The sequence below is a fragment of the Oceanobacillus sp. HCA-5259 genome, assembly GCF_037892815.1.
GTDB lineage: Bacteria > Bacillota > Bacilli > Bacillales > Amphibacillaceae > Oceanobacillus > Oceanobacillus indicireducens.
In genome coordinates this window covers 36,610-56,407 of sequence record NZ_JBBKBV010000016.1, presented here as the reverse complement: position 1 = coordinate 56,407, position 19,798 = coordinate 36,610, and the positions used below count along the sequence as shown (strand labels likewise).

22 protein-coding genes and 1 riboswitch are annotated in these 19,798 nt (G+C 38.3%); of the genes, 13 read left to right on the top strand and 9 right to left on the bottom strand.

The annotated features are described in order from the left end of the window. Nucleotides 1-273 precede the first annotated feature (273 nt). The gene (locus WKU33_RS10695) at nucleotides 274-645 is read left to right on the top strand and encodes a rhodanese-like domain-containing protein (protein WP_156856772.1); all 372 of its coding nucleotides are present in this window, start codon (nucleotides 274-276) and stop codon (nucleotides 643-645) included. Nucleotides 646-709: 64 nt separating this feature from the next. On the opposite strand, the gene gcvPB is transcribed toward WKU33_RS10695, so the two are convergent. The 3 genes from gcvPB to gcvT are packed head-to-tail and all read right to left on the bottom strand — an operon-like array spanning nucleotide 710 to nucleotide 4,655. Continuing rightward, entirely contained in the window at nucleotides 710-2,179 is a 1,470-nt protein-coding gene (gcvPB, locus tag WKU33_RS10690; protein ID WP_188858719.1) for an aminomethyl-transferring glycine dehydrogenase subunit GcvPB, read from the bottom strand. Beyond that, the gene (gcvPA, locus tag WKU33_RS10685) at nucleotides 2,172-3,521 is read right to left on the bottom strand and encodes an aminomethyl-transferring glycine dehydrogenase subunit GcvPA (RefSeq protein ID WP_336251401.1); all 1,350 of its coding nucleotides are present in this window, start codon (nucleotides 3,519-3,521) and stop codon (nucleotides 2,172-2,174) included. The genes gcvPB and gcvPA overlap by 8 nt, the downstream gene beginning before the upstream one ends. A gap of 12 nt (nucleotides 3,522-3,533) precedes the next feature. Then, on the bottom strand, nucleotides 3,534-4,655 hold the full coding sequence (gene gcvT, locus WKU33_RS10680) for a glycine cleavage system aminomethyltransferase GcvT (RefSeq protein WP_336251400.1): 1,122 nt from the start codon (nucleotides 4,653-4,655) through the stop codon (nucleotides 3,534-3,536). 193 nt (nucleotides 4,656-4,848) lie between these two features. Continuing rightward, a riboswitch (glycine riboswitch) is annotated at nucleotides 4,849-4,942 on the bottom strand. Between the two features lie 137 nt (nucleotides 4,943-5,079). On the opposite strand from gcvT, the gene WKU33_RS10675 reads away from it, so the two are divergent. Further along, nucleotides 5,080-6,732, top strand: coding sequence for a DEAD/DEAH box helicase (locus tag WKU33_RS10675; RefSeq protein ID WP_336251399.1), 1,653 nt, complete (start codon nucleotides 5,080-5,082; stop codon nucleotides 6,730-6,732). Nucleotide 6,733: 1 nt separating this feature from the next. After that, entirely contained in the window at nucleotides 6,734-7,519 is a 786-nt protein-coding gene (locus WKU33_RS10670) for a YqhG family protein (RefSeq protein ID WP_336251398.1), read from the top strand. Here WKU33_RS10670 and WKU33_RS10665 read toward each other — a convergent pair. Continuing rightward, nucleotides 7,516-7,698 carry a YqzE family protein gene (locus tag WKU33_RS10665; RefSeq protein WP_156856778.1) on the bottom strand — a complete coding sequence of 61 codons (183 nt, stop codon included), beginning with the start codon at nucleotides 7,696-7,698 and terminating at the stop codon, nucleotides 7,516-7,518. The two genes, WKU33_RS10670 and WKU33_RS10665, sit on opposite strands and share 4 nt — an antisense overlap. 145 nt (nucleotides 7,699-7,843) lie before the next feature. On the opposite strand from WKU33_RS10665, the gene comGA reads away from it, so the two are divergent. From comGA to WKU33_RS10620, 9 genes are all read left to right on the top strand, one after another. After that, a complete protein-coding gene (gene comGA / locus WKU33_RS10660) occupies nucleotides 7,844-8,848 on the top strand; it encodes a competence type IV pilus ATPase ComGA (protein WP_336251397.1) in 1,005 nt (334 codons plus the stop codon). Continuing rightward, nucleotides 8,793-9,848 carry a type II secretion system F family protein gene (locus WKU33_RS10655; RefSeq protein ID WP_340454478.1) on the top strand — a complete coding sequence of 352 codons (1,056 nt, stop codon included), beginning with the start codon at nucleotides 8,793-8,795 and terminating at the stop codon, nucleotides 9,846-9,848. The genes comGA and WKU33_RS10655 overlap by 56 nt, the downstream gene beginning before the upstream one ends. A gap of 15 nt (nucleotides 9,849-9,863) precedes the next feature. Then, nucleotides 9,864-10,166, top strand: coding sequence for a competence type IV pilus major pilin ComGC (gene comGC, locus WKU33_RS10650; RefSeq protein WP_336251395.1), 303 nt, complete (start codon nucleotides 9,864-9,866; stop codon nucleotides 10,164-10,166). 2 nt (nucleotides 10,167-10,168) lie between these two features. After that, the gene (comGD, locus tag WKU33_RS10645) at nucleotides 10,169-10,615 is read left to right on the top strand and encodes a competence type IV pilus minor pilin ComGD (RefSeq protein WP_156856780.1); all 447 of its coding nucleotides are present in this window, start codon (nucleotides 10,169-10,171) and stop codon (nucleotides 10,613-10,615) included. Continuing rightward, nucleotides 10,584-10,925: a type II secretion system protein gene (locus WKU33_RS10640; RefSeq protein WP_336251394.1), complete on the top strand. Its 342-nt coding sequence runs from the start codon at nucleotides 10,584-10,586 to the stop codon at nucleotides 10,923-10,925. Before comGD ends, WKU33_RS10640 begins: the two co-directional genes overlap by 32 nt. Before the next feature lie 25 nt (nucleotides 10,926-10,950). Beyond that, nucleotides 10,951-11,328 carry a ComGF family competence protein gene (locus WKU33_RS10635; RefSeq protein WP_340454476.1) on the top strand — a complete coding sequence of 126 codons (378 nt, stop codon included), beginning with the start codon at nucleotides 10,951-10,953 and terminating at the stop codon, nucleotides 11,326-11,328. Next, entirely contained in the window at nucleotides 11,294-11,677 is a 384-nt protein-coding gene (locus WKU33_RS10630; protein WP_340454473.1) for a hypothetical protein, read from the top strand. The genes WKU33_RS10635 and WKU33_RS10630 overlap by 35 nt, the downstream gene beginning before the upstream one ends. A gap of 256 nt (nucleotides 11,678-11,933) precedes the next feature. Then, nucleotides 11,934-12,632, top strand: a complete 699-nt coding sequence (locus tag WKU33_RS10625; protein ID WP_156856839.1) for a helix-turn-helix transcriptional regulator — start codon at nucleotides 11,934-11,936, stop codon at nucleotides 12,630-12,632. A gap of 76 nt (nucleotides 12,633-12,708) precedes the next feature. After that, complete coding sequence (locus tag WKU33_RS10620; RefSeq protein WP_156856783.1) at nucleotides 12,709-12,951, top strand: DUF2626 domain-containing protein; 243 nt, start codon at nucleotides 12,709-12,711, stop codon at nucleotides 12,949-12,951. Nucleotides 12,952-12,999: 48 nt separating this feature from the next. On the opposite strand, the gene WKU33_RS10615 is transcribed toward WKU33_RS10620, so the two are convergent. Further along, entirely contained in the window at nucleotides 13,000-13,623 is a 624-nt protein-coding gene (locus WKU33_RS10615; RefSeq protein ID WP_336251390.1) for an MBL fold metallo-hydrolase, read from the bottom strand. 167 nt (nucleotides 13,624-13,790) lie between these two features. Between WKU33_RS10615 and WKU33_RS10610 the strand changes: the two genes are divergently transcribed. Then, nucleotides 13,791-13,967 (top strand): DUF2759 family protein, encoded by a 177-nt coding sequence (locus WKU33_RS10610; RefSeq protein WP_156856840.1) that lies wholly within the window; start codon nucleotides 13,791-13,793, stop codon nucleotides 13,965-13,967. Nucleotides 13,968-14,329: 362 nt separating this feature from the next. Here WKU33_RS10610 and WKU33_RS10605 read toward each other — a convergent pair whose 3' ends face one another. From WKU33_RS10605 to WKU33_RS10590, 4 genes are all read right to left on the bottom strand, one after another. Beyond that, complete coding sequence (locus WKU33_RS10605; protein ID WP_336251389.1) at nucleotides 14,330-16,258, bottom strand: LTA synthase family protein; 1,929 nt, start codon at nucleotides 16,256-16,258, stop codon at nucleotides 14,330-14,332. Nucleotides 16,259-16,449: 191 nt separating this feature from the next. Next, on the bottom strand, nucleotides 16,450-17,421 hold the full coding sequence (locus WKU33_RS10600; RefSeq protein ID WP_336251388.1) for an ROK family glucokinase: 972 nt from the start codon (nucleotides 17,419-17,421) through the stop codon (nucleotides 16,450-16,452). After that, nucleotides 17,414-17,632 (bottom strand): YqgQ family protein, encoded by a 219-nt coding sequence (locus WKU33_RS10595; RefSeq protein WP_336251387.1) that lies wholly within the window; start codon nucleotides 17,630-17,632, stop codon nucleotides 17,414-17,416. Before WKU33_RS10595 ends, WKU33_RS10600 begins: the two co-directional genes overlap by 8 nt. 351 nt (nucleotides 17,633-17,983) lie before the next feature. Next, nucleotides 17,984-19,537, bottom strand: a complete 1,554-nt coding sequence (locus WKU33_RS10590; protein WP_156856788.1) for a rhomboid family intramembrane serine protease — start codon at nucleotides 19,535-19,537, stop codon at nucleotides 17,984-17,986. Nucleotides 19,538-19,798 lie beyond the last annotated feature (261 nt).

Sequence of the window (19,798 nt, the reverse complement as noted above, 5' to 3'; positions counted from 1 at the left end):
GTTTTATAATATTTAAAACAATATATGGTATCAATTAACGAGTGAACACACTATATATTGTGTATTAAACAATATATGTGAGTTTTTGTCAAGAGAATAAGTTTACACAAACCTGCGGAAAAATACCGAAAAGCTTACAGGTATTGACCTTAGTATCGACTTTTATATAAATTATTTTTTTATAAAAAAGGACCGGCTATTCGAAATGCTTTTAAAGCGGTTAAAAGTATTTTATAATATGAGTTGAGATATGAGAAAGACGGGGGAAAAAATATGTCAGTTTTATTAATTGTTTTAGTTGCATTGCTTGTTTTTTCGATATTCCGGTATTACAGACAGAAAATGATTTTGAATGTACTCAATCAGGATCAGTGGATTGAGGGCTACCGAAAAGCCCAATTAATCGATGTACGTGAGCCACAAGAATATGATGCTGGTCATATCCTCGGGGCACGGAATATCCCAGTAACACAACTGAAACAGCGTCTAGTAGAAATCAGAAAGGACAAGCCAGTTTATTTATATTGTCAAAAAAGCAGCCGTTCAGGTCGCGCTGCCCAAATTCTACACAAACAAGGTTATAAGGAACTCTACCAATTAAAAGGCGGATTCAAAAACTGGACTGGAAAAATAAAAGCAAAATAGGTAAGAGAGAAGCCGACAGACTTTTTTACTCATAGTCTGTCGGCTTTTTTATTTTCCCTATCCATTATGAATTGTCTTCACGTGTGTAACGAAGAATTGGTTTTCTTGCTGCGGTCGTTTCGTCCATTCGCTTTACAATTGTGTGATGTGGTGCTTCTTGAACGATTTCAGGATCTTCTTCTGCTTCTTTTGCAATATTTATCATAGCATCGATGAAACCATCCAGCGTCTCTTTAGACTCTGTTTCCGTCGGTTCAATCATCATCCCTTCCTCAACAATTAATGGAAAATAGATTGTTGGCGGATGATAGTTGAAGTCTAGCAGACGCTTTGCAATATCGAGTGTACGGACACCGAGTTTTTTCTGTTTTTTCCCAGATAGAACAAACTCATGCATACAATGTTGCTTATAAGGTAAATCATATATCTGCTCTAATCTGCGCATCATGTAGTTCGCATTTAAAACCGCGTATTCACTAACTTTCTTTAATCCTTCTGCACCCATTGTACGAATATAAGTATAGGCACGCAAATTGATTCCAAAGTTTCCATAATATGCCTTAATACGGCCGATGGACTGCGGACGGTCATGTTCTAATTTATATTCATCATTCTCTTTCACAATTAATGGCTTAGGTAAAAATGGTGCAAGCTCTTCTGATACCCCAATTGGTCCTGAACCTGGTCCACCGCCACCATGAGGGCCTGTAAATGTTTTATGGAGATTCAAATGAACAGCATCAAAGCCCATATCTCCAGGTCTTGTATAACCCATAATTGCGTTTAGGTTTGCACCATCATAGTAAAGCTTCCCACCGACACCATGAACAATCTCGGCCATCTCCATAATTTCTTTTTCAAAGAGACCAAGTGTGTTCGGATTCGTAAGCATTAAAGCAGCTGTATTTTCATCTACAACCCGCTTTAAATCTTCAATATCAACAAGACCGTCTTCATTGGATTTCACTGTTATAGCATCAAAGCCTGCCACTGCAGCAGATGCTGGATTTGTCCCGTGAGCGGAATCCGGAACGATGACCTTTGTCCGGTGATGCTCCCCATTCGCCTCATGGAAAGCACGAATCATCATTAACGCGGCCCATTCGCCCTGTGCTCCAGCTGCCGATTGTAAAGATACTTCATGCATTCCAGTAATTTCTTTAAGTGAGGTTTGCAAATCATACATCATTTCAAGTGCACCTTGTACGGTTTTCGGATCTTGATATGGGTGGATATGGGTAAATCCCGGGAGCCGCGCTACATCTTCATTAATTTTCGGGTTATATTTCATGGTACATGAACCAAGCGGATAAAACCCGGAATCCACTCCATAGTTCCGATTCGATAATCCTGTATAATGCCGCATAATTTCGAGTTCACTTACTTCAGGTAATTCCGGAGCAGTCTTCCGGACATACGGCGTTTCAAATTCCGCATCCAAATCGATATCTGGTACATCAAGATCCGGTAAGCTATAACTTGTTCGCTCCTTTTTACTGCGTTCAAAGATTAATGGAAATTCATTCTTAGCCATTGATATCCCTCACTTCCTTAATCAATTGATCAATCTCTTCTTTGGAACGGATTTCCGTTACGGCAACCAACATACAATTTTCTAATTCTGGGTAATCTCGTCCCAAATCATATCCGCCGACAATCCCTTTGGTAAGTAATGCCTCGTTCACTTCGCTTACCGTTTTGTTCAGCTGGATGACAAACTCGTTAAAGAATGGTTGATCAAATAAGACAGGAATTCCTATCTCAGCGAATTGTTGCTTGGCATAGCGAGCTTTTTTCATATTTAGTTTTGCCATTTTCTTCAAACCATGCTTTCCAATTGAACTCATTGCAACCGAACTAGCTAGCGCATTCAGTGCTTGGTTCGAGCAAATATTTGACGTTGCTTTATCCCTTCGGATATGCTGCTCCCTTGCCTGAAGTGTAAGTACAAATCCACGGACACCATCTTCGTCTGTTGTCTGTCCGACAAGACGTCCTGGAATTTTTCGCATTAACTTTTTCGTCGTTGCAAAATATCCACAATGCGGGCCGCCAAACTGGGCTGGTATGCCAAACACTTGCGTATCCCCGACGACGATATCTGCTCCGAATTCACCAGGTGGTGTCAAGTATCCGAGCGCAAGTGGATTACTAGAAACGACCATCATTGCTTTTTTATTGGAATTGAGCAATTCACGTACCTTTGCTAAAGGCTCTACTTGACCAAAGAAGTTCGGATATTGGATGACGACACCAGCTACATCATCATCGAGTTCTCTTTCAAGTGCTTCTAGATCCGTTAAACCATCTTTATGATCTATCTCAACAACCTCCACATGTTGGCCGGTAGCATATGTCTTCACTACTTCCCGTGATTCAGGATGAATTGCGTTTGAAACGAGTACTTTTTTTCTTTTTGTATGGGCGGCAGTTAAATTAACTGCTTCACCTAACGCTGTCGCACCATCATACATAGAGGAATTGGCAATCGGTTGGCCGGTTAATTCAGCAATCATTGTCTGAAACTCAAAAATCGCTTGCAGTTCCCCTTGGGATATCTCCGGCTGGTATGGTGTATATGCAGTATAAAACTCGGAACGACTGATGACATGGTCTACAACAGAAGGTATATAATGATCATAGACCCCTGCTCCCAAATAAGACGTATAATCCTTTAGATTTACGTTTTTATTGGACATGGCAGTTAATTCTTTCATTAGTTCATATTCATTTTTAGTAGGCTTTACGTTCAGTTCCCCTTTGAAACGAATTTCCTCTGGAATGTCCGAAAACAGTTCATCTGTTGAATCAATACCGATTACATCAAGCATTTCTAATTTATCTGATTCCGTCATTGGTAAATAGCGAAATCCCATCTCCAATCCCTCCTAATTATCTCTTTTATAAAATGGTGTAGGTACTACTTTCGCTTTCAGTTGCCGTTTCCTTACTTGAATCAACAGTTCTGTTCCAATTTCTGTATAATCCGTGTCAAGTAATGCACGGCCAATATTTTTCTTTAAAGTCGGTGATTGTGTTCCTGTCGTGATATGTCCGATTACTTTTTCTCCGTCTTCAGATAGAACTTCATAATCGGTTCTCGGGATCCCTTTGTCTATCATTTCTAGACCGACAATTTTTCTTTTCGGTCCATTTTCAACCTGTTCTTTTAAGACATCCTTCCCAATGAAATTAGCTTCTTTAGCAACTTTAACCGCAAAAGTCAAACCTGCTTCAATAGGCGTAATTGTTTCGGAAAGTTCCTGCCCATATAACGGCAAGTTTGCTTCAAAGCGCAGTGTATCTCGAGCCCCGAGACCAGCTGGTACAATTCCTGCTTCTTTCCCAGTCTCTAAGATAAGATTCCAAAGCTTTCCTGCCTCTTCAGGCGCAACATAAATTTCAAAACCATCTTCACCCGTATAACCTGAACGGGAGACTATCGTCCCTTGTTCAATCCCATGAATTGCAACATGCATTTCAAATCGAAAGGCTTTAATTGCAGCTAGGTTTGTGTCGGTAAGTTCTTGTAAAATAGCTTCTGCTTTCGGTCCCTGAATGGCTAGAAGACTATATCGTTCCGATTCATCAACAATCGCAACTTCATTTGATGCATAATTATTATGTTTCTTTAACCACTTTAAATCTTTTTCAGTATTAGCAGCGTTAACGACGAGCATGTAATGGTCCTCTCCTAGCATGTAGATGAGTAAATCATCAACTACTCCACCGTTCTCGTTACAAAGAAATGTGTATTGTGCTTTCTTCGGTTCCAGCTTACTTATGTCATTCGTCGTCATCGTTTGAAGAAATGCTACCGCCTTACTTCCTTTTACAATAATTTCTCCCATATGGGACACATCAAATAGGCCTGCGCTTGTTCTAGTTGCGTTATGTTCTTCTTTAATCCCCGAAAACTGTACAGGTAAATCCCAACCTCCAAAATCAATCGTTTTCGCCCCATACTTTTCATACTCCGAAAAAATCGGCGTACGTTTTAATGGTTCCATCTCCATCACTCCCTCTGAAGTCAATAAAAGATTTTATATTCTGACATTAACAATATAAAAAGACAGAGATTTCCTTATGTGTAAGAAATCTCTGTCCTTCTACCAGAAAGTTGCGTAAGAACATGCCAGGTTTCCCTTCCGTTCCTACTTGCTTCTTGGGTGGTTTACGATATGTAAACGCTCTCCAGAGTTGTGTCCGATAAGAGTCTTTTTGCCTGAGAGATTCGTCTTAAGCTTGCTCCTTCGGCGTTACATTAAGATCATGTAAGCTCTCCCCTTATCTTCATCCACAGCATATATTTTTTTATAATGGTAAAACTAAGTCTATCATAAGAAATCCTCTACCTTTGCATTGAATATACCATAATATTTAAAAAAGGTATAGTGAAATCCAAATTTTATTTAGATACTCGGGGTGTAACATATGGATTTGGTACATTTGAATCGTAATCAGACTTTTATAAAAGAATTAGAGGAACGGCTTGACAGTGATGGCCCGTTTAGTTCCTTTCAGTTGTTTTCGCTCGCCTATCAGGCAGAACAGGCAAGGATCGTCCCTTCTTTTCACGGGTTAAGAAGTTTGGATTTTTTACCGCATATGTCTTTTCTTGACCATCAGCTGGAAACAGCTCTAGAAGCAATCGAAAAAATGAATGGCAGGGTTATACTTGCTGATGAGGTTGGTTTAGGAAAAACTATTGAAGCAGGGTTGATTTTAAAAGAATATATGTTGCGGGGTCTCGTTAAAAATGCATTAATCCTTGTTCCTGCCTCCCTTGTGAACCAATGGGTGAATGAATTGAATACGAAATTCTATATACCTGCTGTCAGTCACCGGAAACATCATAACTGGGAAGGCAATACTATTCTAGTTTCTTCCCTTGATACTGCTAAACGAACTCCACACCAAGAAGTGATTCTAGCAAATGAGTATGACTTCGTTTTAATTGATGAGGCGCATAAACTTAAAAACCATCAGACGAAAAATTATCAATTTGTACGGCAGATTAAAAAGAAGTATTGCCTGCTGTTGACTGCTACGCCAATTCAAAATGATTTAATGGAGATATTCAACCTTATTTCGATTTTAAAACCGGGTCATCTAGGAGATGTTGCCTCGTTTAAAGAGAAATATTCCGGAAATAAGGGAAAACAAGAAGCTGACGCCTATCTGAAACAACTTATTGAACGGGTCATGATCCGTAATACGAGGGAAAATACAAATTTAAAACCATCGAACCGGGTTATCGAAACCATTCTCGTTGATTTTACAAAGGAAGAAACAGAAGTCTATCAACAGTTAAATAATATGCAACGAGGGCAAGATATATTTACAAAGATTACATTACTGCGAGAGATCTGTTCTTCTAGAGAGGCTTGTTTTCTGTCACTTCAGAAATTACAAGAAACAAACACCCCAGATGAAGAAATCCATTCCATCATTCAAAAAATCAATGAATTGCCAGCCCATTCAAAAGCATTAAAAACAGTTGAATTAATTGAACAAATTGGCAATGAAAAAGTAATTATCTTCACGGAATACCGGGCAACCCAATTGTATTTACAATGGATTCTGCAGCAGCACGGGATTAGTTCTGTACCATTTCGGGGCGGCTTTAACCGTAGTAAGAAAGATTGGATGCTACAGCTTTTTAAAGGAAAAGCACAAGTATTAATTGCTACCGAAGCAGGAGCTGAGGGTATCAACCTGCAGTTTTGCCACCATATGATTAACTATGATTTACCATGGAATCCAATGAAAATTGAACAACGGATTGGTCGAATCCATCGGTTTGGTCAGGAAAATGATGTGAAGGTATACAATCTTGCTGTTAAGCAAACGATTGAGGAACATATTTTAAATGTACTATATGAGAAGATAAGACTATTTGAAAACGTGATCGGCGAGCTTGATGCAATTCTCTCTGATTTGAATATTCAAGATATGGAACAGGAAATAGAGACCATTTACAGAGAGTCCGACTCATTAGGAGAAGCAGAGATTAAACTTGAGAACTTAGCATCCATCGTCCATAAATTGGCTGATGACATGAATGAAAAAAGTGTAGGTGAATAAAATGGCAATCGTAAACATCGAACAATTTATGATCGACTTTTTCAGTGCATATCAATGTAAGCTTTTGAATAAAGAAAATGGTGTCTTACAAGTAGAGTTAACAGAGGAATTGGATAAAGTATTAATGAATCGTCCATTCTATTGGCATTATATGCAAAGCCTTGGGCAAAAAGGAGTACCAATGACGCTCACACTCATTACGAACCCGGAAAAACGAGATCAACAAGGGGAATGGATTGATATAGGCAGTCCCAGGCTGCAACAGATATTCAACCATGTCACACATCACGAAAAGTATACATTGCTCTTCCAAGAAGTGAATACCGATAAAAATACACCTCTTTACCCATGGTTACTCGCGAACTTTAAAGTAAGTTATCGAGGCAGACAAAAGAAGGAAGAGATTATTTCATTAGGAATTCAACTTGTTACCGGAAAAGTTATTGTAAATATGATGGATGAATTAATTAAACTCAATTTGAAACAGCAAATATCTAATTTTTGTTATACGATCTCGCCAATTATTACGCTCGCAAGCGGTTATAAACGGATTGAAAAAATCATCCAACATTATGTTGAAAACCAACCGAAAGAGTGGATCAATGAAGCGATTGAAACACGGAATGAAGAAATCGCCCTCTTAAAACAATTTTATAAAGACGATTTGGAGAATGATATTGTTAAGAAGGAATTGGAAGAAATTCATAATCGGTATACTCCAGAGATAGCAATTGATGTAACAAGCGGAGGATTAATCTACCTGCTCCAACAATTTCCCGAAGTTTAAGCCCGCCTTCCTTTTATAAACAATTTAAATGAGAAAGGAAGGATTCCGAACCAGCGATTCAACACAACGGATTCTTCTTGCTTGTCGGTTTTCCTCCTTTCCTTCCGCTCCTCCCGCGGGCTGTTCATGTATTTAACTATTTCCTCTGTTATAAATTTCAAATAATTATTAGTCGACATTTTGTACCTCCTCCTATTTTTTTAATAGCTTTTACGACTAAATTATATTTATACAAAAAAACAAAAAATAAAGCAGGAATATCTTATTACATGTCGAATCATATAATTTAAAGGAGGTGACGACTAGTTGAACCCGGCATTACCTTTGGTTAAACAGATAATGCAACAAGCAATCAAGCAACATGCTACAGACCTTCATTTCTTGCCCGCACAAAAAGAAACGAACATCCATTTCCGTATCCAAGGCAAACGAAAACTTTTTCGTACGATCCCAACGAATCAATATGAGCTTTTACTCACCTTTTTTAAATTCACGGCAGGTATGGATATAGGAGAATCAAAAAAGCCCCAAGACGGCAGTATTGCCAATATTTTCCCGAACCTCGGTAAACATACATTAAGATTGTCAACCTTACCGCTCCTCGTTTCGGAAAGTTTGGCGATTAGGATTTTACCACAAGAAGATTCCCTTCCACTCGATGAATTATTTCTATTCCCTTACCAATTGAATAAACTTAAAGAATTAGCGAGTGCACGTTCAGGCTTATTTTTAATTACCGGACCAGCTGGTAGCGGAAAGTCGACAACGCTTTATGCCTTAATCCATTTTCTAATGAAAGAACATTCCTTTCAAGCTGTGACCCTTGAGGATCCTGTTGAAAGACAAATGGATGATGTCATTCAAGTGCAAATCAATGAACAAGCAGGGATTACGTATCAAGCAGGATTGAAGGCTGCATTACGGCATGACCCGGATTTATTGATGGTTGGAGAGTTACGAGATGAATCAACTGCACATTTTGCATTACAGTCATCCCTGACAGGTCACCTTGTTCTTAGTACACTCCATGCACGAAATGCTGTTGGAACAATTTACCGACTGCTTGATATGGGCATTAAACAACAAGACCTGCTTCAATCGCTAATAGCTGTTGCATCTATTCAATTAATTCCAATTCAGCATAAAGGCACTGTTCGCCGGGCAGCGATATTAGAATTGCTTGAAGGCGACAAGTTAAATGACGCAATCCAAACACATCTTGATATTGGACAACATGGCACTAATTCTTTTGATCATTTAAGGAGGAAAGCATATGCTTATGGCTTCTCCCCTGAAGCTTTTCGTCAAGAAACAACGAAAATTACCTGAAACAATTCAAATCAGATTTTTGAAACGTGTAGAACGTTTTTTAACAAATGGTTATTCCTTACAAGATGCACTCGAAGCGACAGCTTGGGATAAGGACCTGGCACCTATTTCACAATACTTTTTAGTAAAATTAAAAGAAGGTGCACGGCTTGATAATATTTTCGAGAGCGCTGGCTTCCACCCTGCTATCAGCTCCTTTCTTTATTTTGTCCATGCGAATTCTGATTTGAACGAGGCAATAAGAAAATGCTTGGAATTGGTCGAGCATCAATTTCAAAACGTCCGCAAATTTAAGCAGATTATTCGTTACCCTCTATTTTTACTGCTTATATTCTCCGTTGTTTTGTTTTTTATTAATCACCGTGTACTACCCGCATTTCAAACCTTATTTACTTCATCTCCCGAAACGCAAACAACAATCAACATTCTAAAATGGCTGATGGACTTTATTCAGTTTTCCGCTATTTCCATCGTAGTGGTCGGTATCTTGTTTGTAATTATCTGGCGGCACGTGCGGCCAAGAATGGCAATGGAAGAACAATTGAAAGTAGTTCAGCGCATTCCAGGCTATCGCTACTACTTACGTCTGCAAACAAGCCTCCAGCTCGCCACACATTTCAGCTCTTTGCTTAAAGCAGGACTCACTTTAAAGGGAATACTTGCCGAACTTGCAAACCAAAACAGACTTCCTATCCTTTCTTACTATGCAATATTACTAACGAATAACCTAGAACGCGGATACCATATCAGCAGCTTGCTTGAAGAATTGCCCTTAATTGAAAAACAATTAGCTGTTATTTTCCAGAAGAATACAACCGTTCCCGTATTAGAGAAGGATCTGACGTTATACAGTGATATGCTGCTTGATGAGATAGAGCGGGTAACGATTCAGGTTATTACGTATATTCAACCCGTATTTTATACAGTGCTCGGGGTATTTATAATTTTTATCTATTTAAGTATTATGTGGCCCATGTTTCAACTGATTAATTCATTTTAAAAGGAGCGATTTATTTTGTTCAACAACGAACGCGCGTTTACCCTAATTGAAATGCTGATTGTTATGCTTGTTATCTCCGTCTTATTATTACTGATTATCCCTAACTTGGCAAATCAGTCGGAAAATGTGAATGATAAAGGTTGCGAAGCACTAAAGGAGATTGTACAAACCCAAGCAGAAGCATATTATTTGGATAACAAAGAGAAGGTGAATAATATACAAACTCTCGTTTCAGCAGGCTATTTAAAAGACAATCAAACAAGTTGCGGGGACACTCCAATCACTATCCGTAATGGAAAAGTAAACGATGACTCGTAACGATGAAGAAAAACGGTTTCACGCTTATCGAAATGCTCGTTACGCTAAGCATACTTTCAATTCTTTTCCTACTCACCGTCCCTGTCCAGTCTGAATTGCTCGGAAAACAGCAGGAGGAACAATTTATTGAGACATTAAAGCAAGATGTGCTTTTCATACAAAATCAATCGAGCAAGCATACGAGAGATGAGATGTACATCCGATTCTATGATAATCATTACAGTATCTTATCTGGAGTAAATAAACCTTTTGCAGAACGGGACTACCCAGCGGACTGGACGTTGGTCGCCAGTAATCAAACACGGTTACTCCGATTTGTGCAATCGGGAACCGTACTCCAGCCCCGTACGCTCGTTATGTATACACCTAGTGAAAAGTTATTTATCGTATTCCCACTCGGTAAAGGGAGGTTTTATATTGAAAAAGAAAAACGGGTACTCGATGATTGAAGTTCTGATCGCGTCAAGTATATTTTTTCAAGCCCTCATTCTATTTATACCGATTTATGCGGATATTCAACTGGCCTACAATACTCTCAGTGACAAAAGATGGGCGGCTAACCAATTACAAACTGAATTGCAGGAATTTATTTGGGGGAATCCTCCCCCGCTCCCCGCTGTTCTTGAAACAACAAGAAATGATACATTATTTCATTTTGAATTTAATAAGGAGGATATCTATACGAAAGGATGTGTATCTTGGCAGAATGCAAAGGAGTCTGAAGAAACCATCTGTCTATTCGCATTACGTAAAGAATGAGCAAGGGTTTAATTTTATTTCCTTAATGACGATGGTAACGATTATCTTTCTCACATTACCGTTTTTAGCCTATGCTTTGCAAACAGTCAAGACAACTAATAATTATGAAGAGTTGGCGGTATACGAACTTTTCCGTTTTATCCGAGATGATATCCTGAAGTCTCATGATTACTATATCCGCGATCACGCACTATATTTACTTCAAGAAGACGATGAAACGGTCACAATCAGTAAATATGATTCACTAATAAGAAGACAAGTTAATGGCAGAGGGCATGAAATTTACTTGCGTGGGGTGGAGTCTCTTAGATTTAAGGAAGAACCGTTTGGTATAAAGTTAGTCATCACCACTGAAGAAGGTGCAACATATGAAAAGATTTTCACGTTTTATAATGGAGTCTAGTGGATTTATTTTGCTTCATGTATTATTTATCATCGCCATCCTCTTCCTCATTGTTACCGGCAGTATTTTCTCTTACAGAAATGAAGTGTATATAACAGCTACACAAGTAGAACATATTCAAGTCGAAAGTTTATTTCAAATGGCCCGTTTGAAGTATGTGAAGGAACAAATGGAATATAAGGAGATACTGCAAGCCGTCAGCTATAACTTTCCGAATGGTCATGTAGAAATTACTATCTCCCACTTTACCGAGGCTTACCGAAAGTTACAATTCAACATTCAACCGTTTAACCAGGACTACGCTTTTTCAATCAATCACCTTATCCATAACGATATATTTCATCAATAATTATGTACACTTTTCAACAAAGCTGCAATACTCACCCTTTCTCACGATTTTTCTAATATAATTAAGGTATAAAAGAACTTTATTCATTGGGATTTTTTATATTTTCCCGCTGAATATTCTGTGAGTGAATTAGAGTGTTATCGTCTGCTATCATTCGCCTCACTAGATTTAATTTATCTTTCTTTTCAAAGATAAAAGTGAGATGAAGGATGAGGATGCATCATGATAATCGATTTAGAATGATGGGGTGAAAACAATGAAAGACATGTTAAAAGTTACCAATGTGATGAGCGACCCTACGAGATTTAATATTTATCAGCATTTAGTGGAAAACCATAAAGACGTGAGTGTCACAGATATTTCCCGGGTTTTTGAGATTCACCCGAATGTGGCGAGACTCCATTTATCAAAACTTGAGGAAATTAATCTTGTTACCTCTTTTTTGCAAAAAACAGGTAAAGGCGGCCGTCCTGGTAGACGCTATCAGTTATCGAATGAAGTTGTCGAATTGAACTTCCCTGCGCGGGATTATAAAATCCTTTCATCCATTACTCTTGAAGCTTTGATGGAACTTGGAGAGCCAGGGAAACAAGCACTTTACGAAACAGGAAAAAAATACGGAACAGAAGTAATGCATCAGGATATCAAATATCTTGAGGATGATGCGAATATTTATGAAAAAATTACCGTGCTTGAACGAACAGGCCGCATGCTCGGCATGTACCCTTCTTTCAAGTACAACGAAGAAATGAAAGCCATTAGTTTCTCTGTGAATAATTGTCCATTTAAAGAGATTGCGAACAATAATCACCATCTGGTATGTGAGATGCATCAAATATTTTTAAAAGGAATGTTTGAAGCATTGTTTACCTCAATTGAATTGGTTGAAGAAAAAAATATGTTTACCGACAATTGCAGTAATTGCGCATATATCGCAAAACTTTCAATCGTTTAATGTCAATCGTTTACAATATTTGCTTCCTCGTTTATAATAATTATGATAGGTCAACTAGAAGGAGGGGGAAAGAGACATGGATCGTGTGTTTCGTATGCTGGGCTTTTGGACAGGGATCTTTGCCGTTATGTTCTACGTTGGGGACATGATGGTTCCATCCGTACTATCCTTGATTCAAACAGTATTTTTCCTTACATTAGGCTACTTAAAATTATCAGAACGGATGTATATGTATTTATTCGGAGCTTATTTAACAGTATTCATGGTAGGTTATACATGGTATTCTGAATTTATACTTGTACCGGGGTTCGGCGGTTAAACGCGAAAAAACCATGCAAGGGGTATTTGCATGGTTTTTTCTATTGCATCATCCACGGAAAAACGGATTGTTTACTTTTTCAAAACCAATGGTTGTACTCGGGCCATGTCCAGGATATACCCTATACTCATCATCTAATTGATATAGTTTCCTTGTGACAGAGTGTTCAAGTGTCGGCAAGTCTCCTCCGGGTAAATCTGTTCTACCTATCCCTTGATTAAAAAGGACATCTCCGCTGAATACTTGCTTCGAGTCTGTAAAGATAAAACTCATACTTCCTGGCGAATGCCCCGGTGTATGGGCAACTGTAAAGTGAAACTCCCCGATCGTAAGCTCACCTTCTTCCAGCGTTATTTCTGCCTCTGTTGCAGTGACTTCCCCGCCCATTAACTTATGGGACCCATTAAGCATCGGATCTGTTAACCAACTCTGTTCCGCCTGATGAATATACACATTCACCTGAAACTTATTTCTCACTGTCTCCAAGCCACCAATGTGGTCAAAGTGAGCATGTGTTAATAAGATTCCTAAGGGTGTCAGTTCATTTTCCTCTATATATTGAATGATTTTCTCCGCGTCACCACCTGGATCCACAATAAGCGCATGTTTCCCCTTTGATAAGATGTAACAGTTAGTTCCAATCATACCGACCGGCATCGTTTTTATTTCCATTGTTCTCGTCCCCTTTAGTTACCGATGCATTCCTTTAGGTTATGCCTCGACAAAAATATTAATATGCATTAGAATGATTATAGAGTATCTACATAATAATATAAAGGGATCCTTAGTGCTAGTATTTTATTCTAAGGGAGAATAGACATAAGGAGGGTGAATTTTTCATGAGTCACATTATATTAGGTATCTTATTTTTGTTAGTTGCTTTACTTGCCGTTGTTTCAGTAATTCGTCAATTAAAAATTAAAAATTATTTTGCATTGATTTTTTCTGTATTAACAGCAGCAACTTTTGGATTCTTTTCTATTGCTACGATCATTTCAGAGCTAGCTAACCTCTAAGTAACTATAATCTAATATAATCGAGTAGGTGACTAACCATTAGTCGGTTAGTCAATCTCTTACACGCCGTACGTACGGTTCCGTATACGGCGGTTCAACCTTTTAAATATCGAGGCTCATAGAGTGTGGACAAATCTTTAAGTCCCCATTTTATGAGCTTTTCATTTAGTATGGCATGATGGATAGTATCTTCATTAAAGCTCGCCAATATCCTTTGCGAGTATTAGCCAGCAACATTCTGTCATTATCACTTCGGACGCCCTTCCCTTCCGCTAGCAATTCCTGCTGCCAAGCCTGTAGTGGACGTTCCCCACCAAGTTATATCCCCTGCCCGGCACATACGAAAAAACAGGTAGAGAATATTACTTCTCTACCTGTTTTTCTTCTGCGAAATCTACAAAACGGAATAGATCTCCATATATAATGTTATCGGAATAGCTTAATTCCAATTCTACTTTTTCAGCAATTTCATCACAAGGACTGCTCGTTCCTGTAGTAGCTTCTTCCTCTGATGTAGCTTCATCCTCCACATCAGCTAGTTCACCAGTATGAACATCATAGCACATACCTGCCGTTGAAAGATAATCATCACTCACAAAATCACCGTTTCTCAAAGCGATATAGCCTTTTCGGTTCTTTGCAAATAAATCATTACCGAAGTAAATATCGTTTTTATGTTCAATCCCAAGAAGGCTTAGAATTGTCGGCTTTAAGTCAATTTGACCGGAAACTGTAGAGATTGTTTCCCCTTTGCCATGACCTGGTATGTGAATGAATAATGGTACTTTTAGTAACTGGACCTGGTCATATGGTGTGATTTCTTCCTTATCCAAGAACATGCTCATAGCACGATTATGGTTAGCACTGATTCCAATATGGTCTCCCATAATAATGATGATGGAATCTTCATAAAGACCTGCCTGTTTTAGGTGATCGAAGAATTCTTCAATCGCTTCATCCGCATAACGTACGGTCGGGAAGTAATTATTTAACGTATTTGAATTGGAATCATATGGTTCGATTGATTTGTCTTCTTCATCCAATTCAAATGGGAAGTGGTTAGTCAGTGTAATGAATTTCGTATAGAATGGTTGTTCCATTGCTTGTAAATACTTAATTGATTGTTCAAAGTACGGTTTATCCTTGAGTCCCCAGCCAACTGAATTTTCATCGGTTATTTCATAAGCTTCATCACTATAAAAATGATCAAGGTTCAAGCTTCTGTACATCCCATCACGGTTCCAGAAACTCTTATTATTCGCATGAAGCACTGCTGAAAAGTAATCCTCTTCCTTCAGTATTTCAGGTAGAGCATGGTATTCATTACCTCCATGAGTGAAAAATACAGCCCCTCTTGAAAGTGGATATAATGAATTTTCAACTAGGAATTCTGAATCCGATGTCTTCCCTTGACCCGTTTGTTCAAAGAAGTTATCGAAGTAATACGTATCCTCATCTTCAACAAGCTTATTGAGGAATGGTGTAATTTCTTGCCCATTCACTTCTTTTCCTACAACAAAGCCTTGGACCGATTCCGCATTGATGAATATAACATTTTTACCTTCAGCAACCCCGAACATATCCGATTTCTCGGTCACTTTTACATTTTCTTCAATATAATCTTTAATTTCCGGGATTTCATTTCCATCTGCGAACACACGTTGCGACTCTGTTTTCGAATGTATAACAAGGTCATAGACATGGTAATTAAATAATCCGATATTCTTCACTAAATACTCCCTGTCAAATGCACGGGTAAATAATTGCGGTCTTTCCATTTCAGCTAAGAAAAAGTTACCCGCAAGCAACAATAGAGACATGGAAAGCGCAAAAGCTTTTCCTCGCTTCAAATACTGAACAGATAAAGTTGATTCTTTCTTTTTACTCAAATACCAAATAATTGCGGCATCTGTAAATAACAGAATGTCATATGGTTTAATCAACGTAAGAATACTTGAACCCAAATCCGTCATGTTGCTTCCCATAAATAATTGCGGAAGTGTAATAAAGTCCGTAAATTGACGATAGAATACTAAGTTAGCAAATACGATAAAGCTGAAAATAAATGCTGTATAACGCAAGTATTTCATTTGTCTTGATGGTTTATTAAACCAAACGGACACTGCAAAAATTAGAAATGCCGAGACAAACGGATTAATAAATAAGATGAGCTCTTGCATTCTATTATCTAGTTCAATATTAAACATAAAACGGTAAACAATATATGTTTTAAGACCGAATAGCAAGGACGCAATAATATATAACGGTATTCTTGCTTGTTTTTTCCTCATTCTAAATCCTCCCAAATATAAAGAGAACAGACGCGTTAAACTCCACTATTCCCTCTTTGAGCAATTTGTAAACTGTTTTTTACAACCCACTTATACTATTAGACGTAAACCAACTAATAAAGGTTTCATTTTTTTACATTTGCTTCATAGTTTTTCTGACATCTTATTTTACTAGATAAGCAGAAAAAAATCTAGAGTAAACTTTTTTCCACATTCTGCTTAACACAGAAAGCTGCTCCGATGATACCCGCATCATTGCCAAGTACAGCTTGCTTGATTTCACAGTTAGCTTTTACCCGTGGTAAAGCATAGGCTTCAAAATGATCACGAATTTGATTGATAAATGGTTCCCCAGCTTGAGAGACCCCACCACCAATCAAGATTTTCTCCGGATTCAGTATGACACCTAAATCCGCAAATGTTCGCCCTAATGTTGCTGCAACCGTACTGACTATTTCCATTGCAGCTTTATCGGCTTTCTCAGCCAATTGAAAAACATCTTTTGCTGTAAGATCCTTTTTTTCATTATACATTTTAGCAAGTTCTGATTCCGGCTGTTTTATGCTTAAATCCTTTGCGAGCCTTACTATGCCGGTAGCTGAAGCGATTGTTTCTAAACAACCACTCTTTCCGCAATTGCAAGGTGCTCCGTTCTCTTCAATTAATATATGTCCAAGTTCTCCGGCCATGCCACTTATTCCATTTAGGATTGAACCGTTAGCTATGATGCCACCGCCAACTCCAGTTCCGAGCGTAACGGCAATAACATGCTTTCCTTCATTCCCTGCACCTTGCCAATTTTCACCTAACACAGCCATGTTTGCATCATTTTCGATAAATACAGGTAAGCCGGATAAATCACTCAGTTCTTTCGTGAACTGCTTATTTCTCCATCCTATATTCGTTCCATAGTGGACAATACCTTCTTCACTACTGATAAAGCCTGGAATTCCTGCTCCGATACCGAGAATCTCATCCGTTGTTATATCCTTCTTTTCTAGAATTTCTTTTATAGATGCCCAGGTATCCGGCAATATGAAAAAACCATTGTCTTTAGTTCTTGTTGGGATATTCCACTTGTGCAGGAGTTCCCCTTCAGCCGTGAATAAACCAAACTTAATGGAAGTGCCGCCGATATCAATGCCAATCATATATTTATTCATGACTTTGCCCTCTTTCTGCCTCTTCTAATGCATTTCTTTCTTTTTGTAGAACAAGTTTTCCACTAATGTATAGTTGTTGTGTAATAAAACCCAATTTATAAAGTTCTTCAAGTTCACTTTCCATTAATATAAGATCGCCGATACGATCTCGTGAATAAACGAATGTGCCGAATCGCTTTAAAAGCATTCGGACGTCATATACAGAGTTCAATAAATTTCACCACTCTCTATTATACCAAAGGAATCAATGTAAAGAAAATTATAGCGAAGTTTTATTAGAAAACAAGGCAGTAAGAATGGGTCTTACTGCCAAAAAAGAAAATAGGCTGGAGATGTAGTTTAATGTTATTGTTACGAGAGGTTAAAATATTAATCTTTTTTACTCGGCTCACCAGCCCCCTTACACCTGCACTTATTGTGGGCAGCTGATGAGCCTCTCTTCCCACAGGGGCATTCGGTAATACGAGGCTGTTCCGAGAAAAAATGAGTTACTTCCTTACTAAAGCAATATAACATGATGAGACAACCAAATAAATTTATCGCCTTAGATCGGACCTAGTCGTTACTTTGTCGGTGAGTTTCCGATTATTTCTTCATATAGATCGATGACATCTTCATTGGTTGGGTCCATTTGGTAAGCTCGTTCGATTGCTTCTTTAGATTTTTCAGTATCTCCCTCGAGATCATATAAAATCGCCAAGTTGTGATATGCTTCTGGCAAAGGATTATCATAGGTGACACTCTCTTCTAAATCAATCAATGCTTCTTCATACCGTCCAAGCTTGATGTAAGCGTAGGAGCGTTGGAATAAAAGGGCGCTTTCCATATCCCCATTTAACTCTAAGGCGTCCGTTGCTACATTAACAACCTTTTCATAATCATGATCAGCTAAATGCTCTTGGATCTGTAATAATTGAAATGATTGGCTATTTTCATTTGCATGGACGCCATAATATGTAACCCCAAACAGTAAACCAGCGGTAATGATTGCAGTACCGATTTGGAATAATGGCCGCTTATTCTTAGGCATGCCAACAATTGCTGCAGCAAGGAATCCGGCGATTAGTCCACCAACATGAGCCGCCATGTCGATTTCATCAATGGATAAACCAATCACTAAATTTATAGCTAATACAAGCAGTATGCTTGACCCAATTGTTTGGAAGAATAATCGTTTATGTATAATACCAAAATAAAGAAACGCACCGAACAAACCAAATATCGCCCCCGAAGCGCCGGCACTAACGCTTGTCGTAAAGGCGAAACTCGCGATTGAACCACCTAAACCGGCTATAAAATAAATGAGAACAAAACGGCTGCTTCCAAAGATTTTCTCAATTGCAGTACCTAAATAGTAGACGGCGAGCATGTTTAAGGCGAGATGAATAAATCCAATATGGATAAACATGGAGCTAAACAAACGCCACCACTCCCCATCTATTATCATCGCAGGATTGTACTTTGCACCGAATTCGATAAGCGTTTCAATCGAAGTGCTATCCCCTTTCCATTCAATATAAAAAAAGCAAAGCAAATTAATAATGATAAATGCATAAGAAAAGAGTGGTCTTCCGAAGCTAAAAATATTTTCGACTTCTTTCCGTTTATTCTTTAATGAAGATACAAAGTCATATTTAGTTTCTTCCACAACTTCTTCTTTTCTCTCATCTGGTAATTCAAGATTATAGGAAATAGGTTGGTGTGGCAGCAAATCTTGTTCAAACCGTTCCGCTTCGTGAACATATTCTTCTTGATCCAAATAATAAACTCTCATGCTTACTTTCGGTTTTCCTTCAGCAGTCAATGGCTGTTTCAGTATTTCCCATGTATCTACAGGCTGATGCTTTGTAAAATAAAGGTTATACACCTCTATATTCTTGCCTAATAATTGTTTTACGTTTCGAACCCGTTGAAATAAAAATGAGATATCCTGTTTTAAATGGTTTTTCCAATCAAATCCTTTATGTATGAGGCGCACAACGATTGAAGTACGGTTTTCATTTTTCTCTAACCAGACTTCATTTGTCTTCTCATTTAAATATAATAAGTTAAATCTATGATTTTTCACAAGATCATTTGCAAAGGTATATAAAAGATATTGCTCATTTAAAGACATGGATTCACCTTCCTTCCCTTCATCATAGCAGATTTATTCTACTAAATATATTATTATAATCCCCACTCCATTTTCGCAACCTAAACAGCTGGATAACTTTAAAATCAAGTGAAACTGCGGAATACTTTCATACAGCGTAAGTGTTTGCAACTTACTTCTGGAGGTCCGCAGTCCAGACACCTCTCGCTTTCCGCAGGCGGCTGGTGAGCCTCCTCGTACGCTTTGCGTACTGCGGGGGGGCTCACCTATGCCTATCCTCCT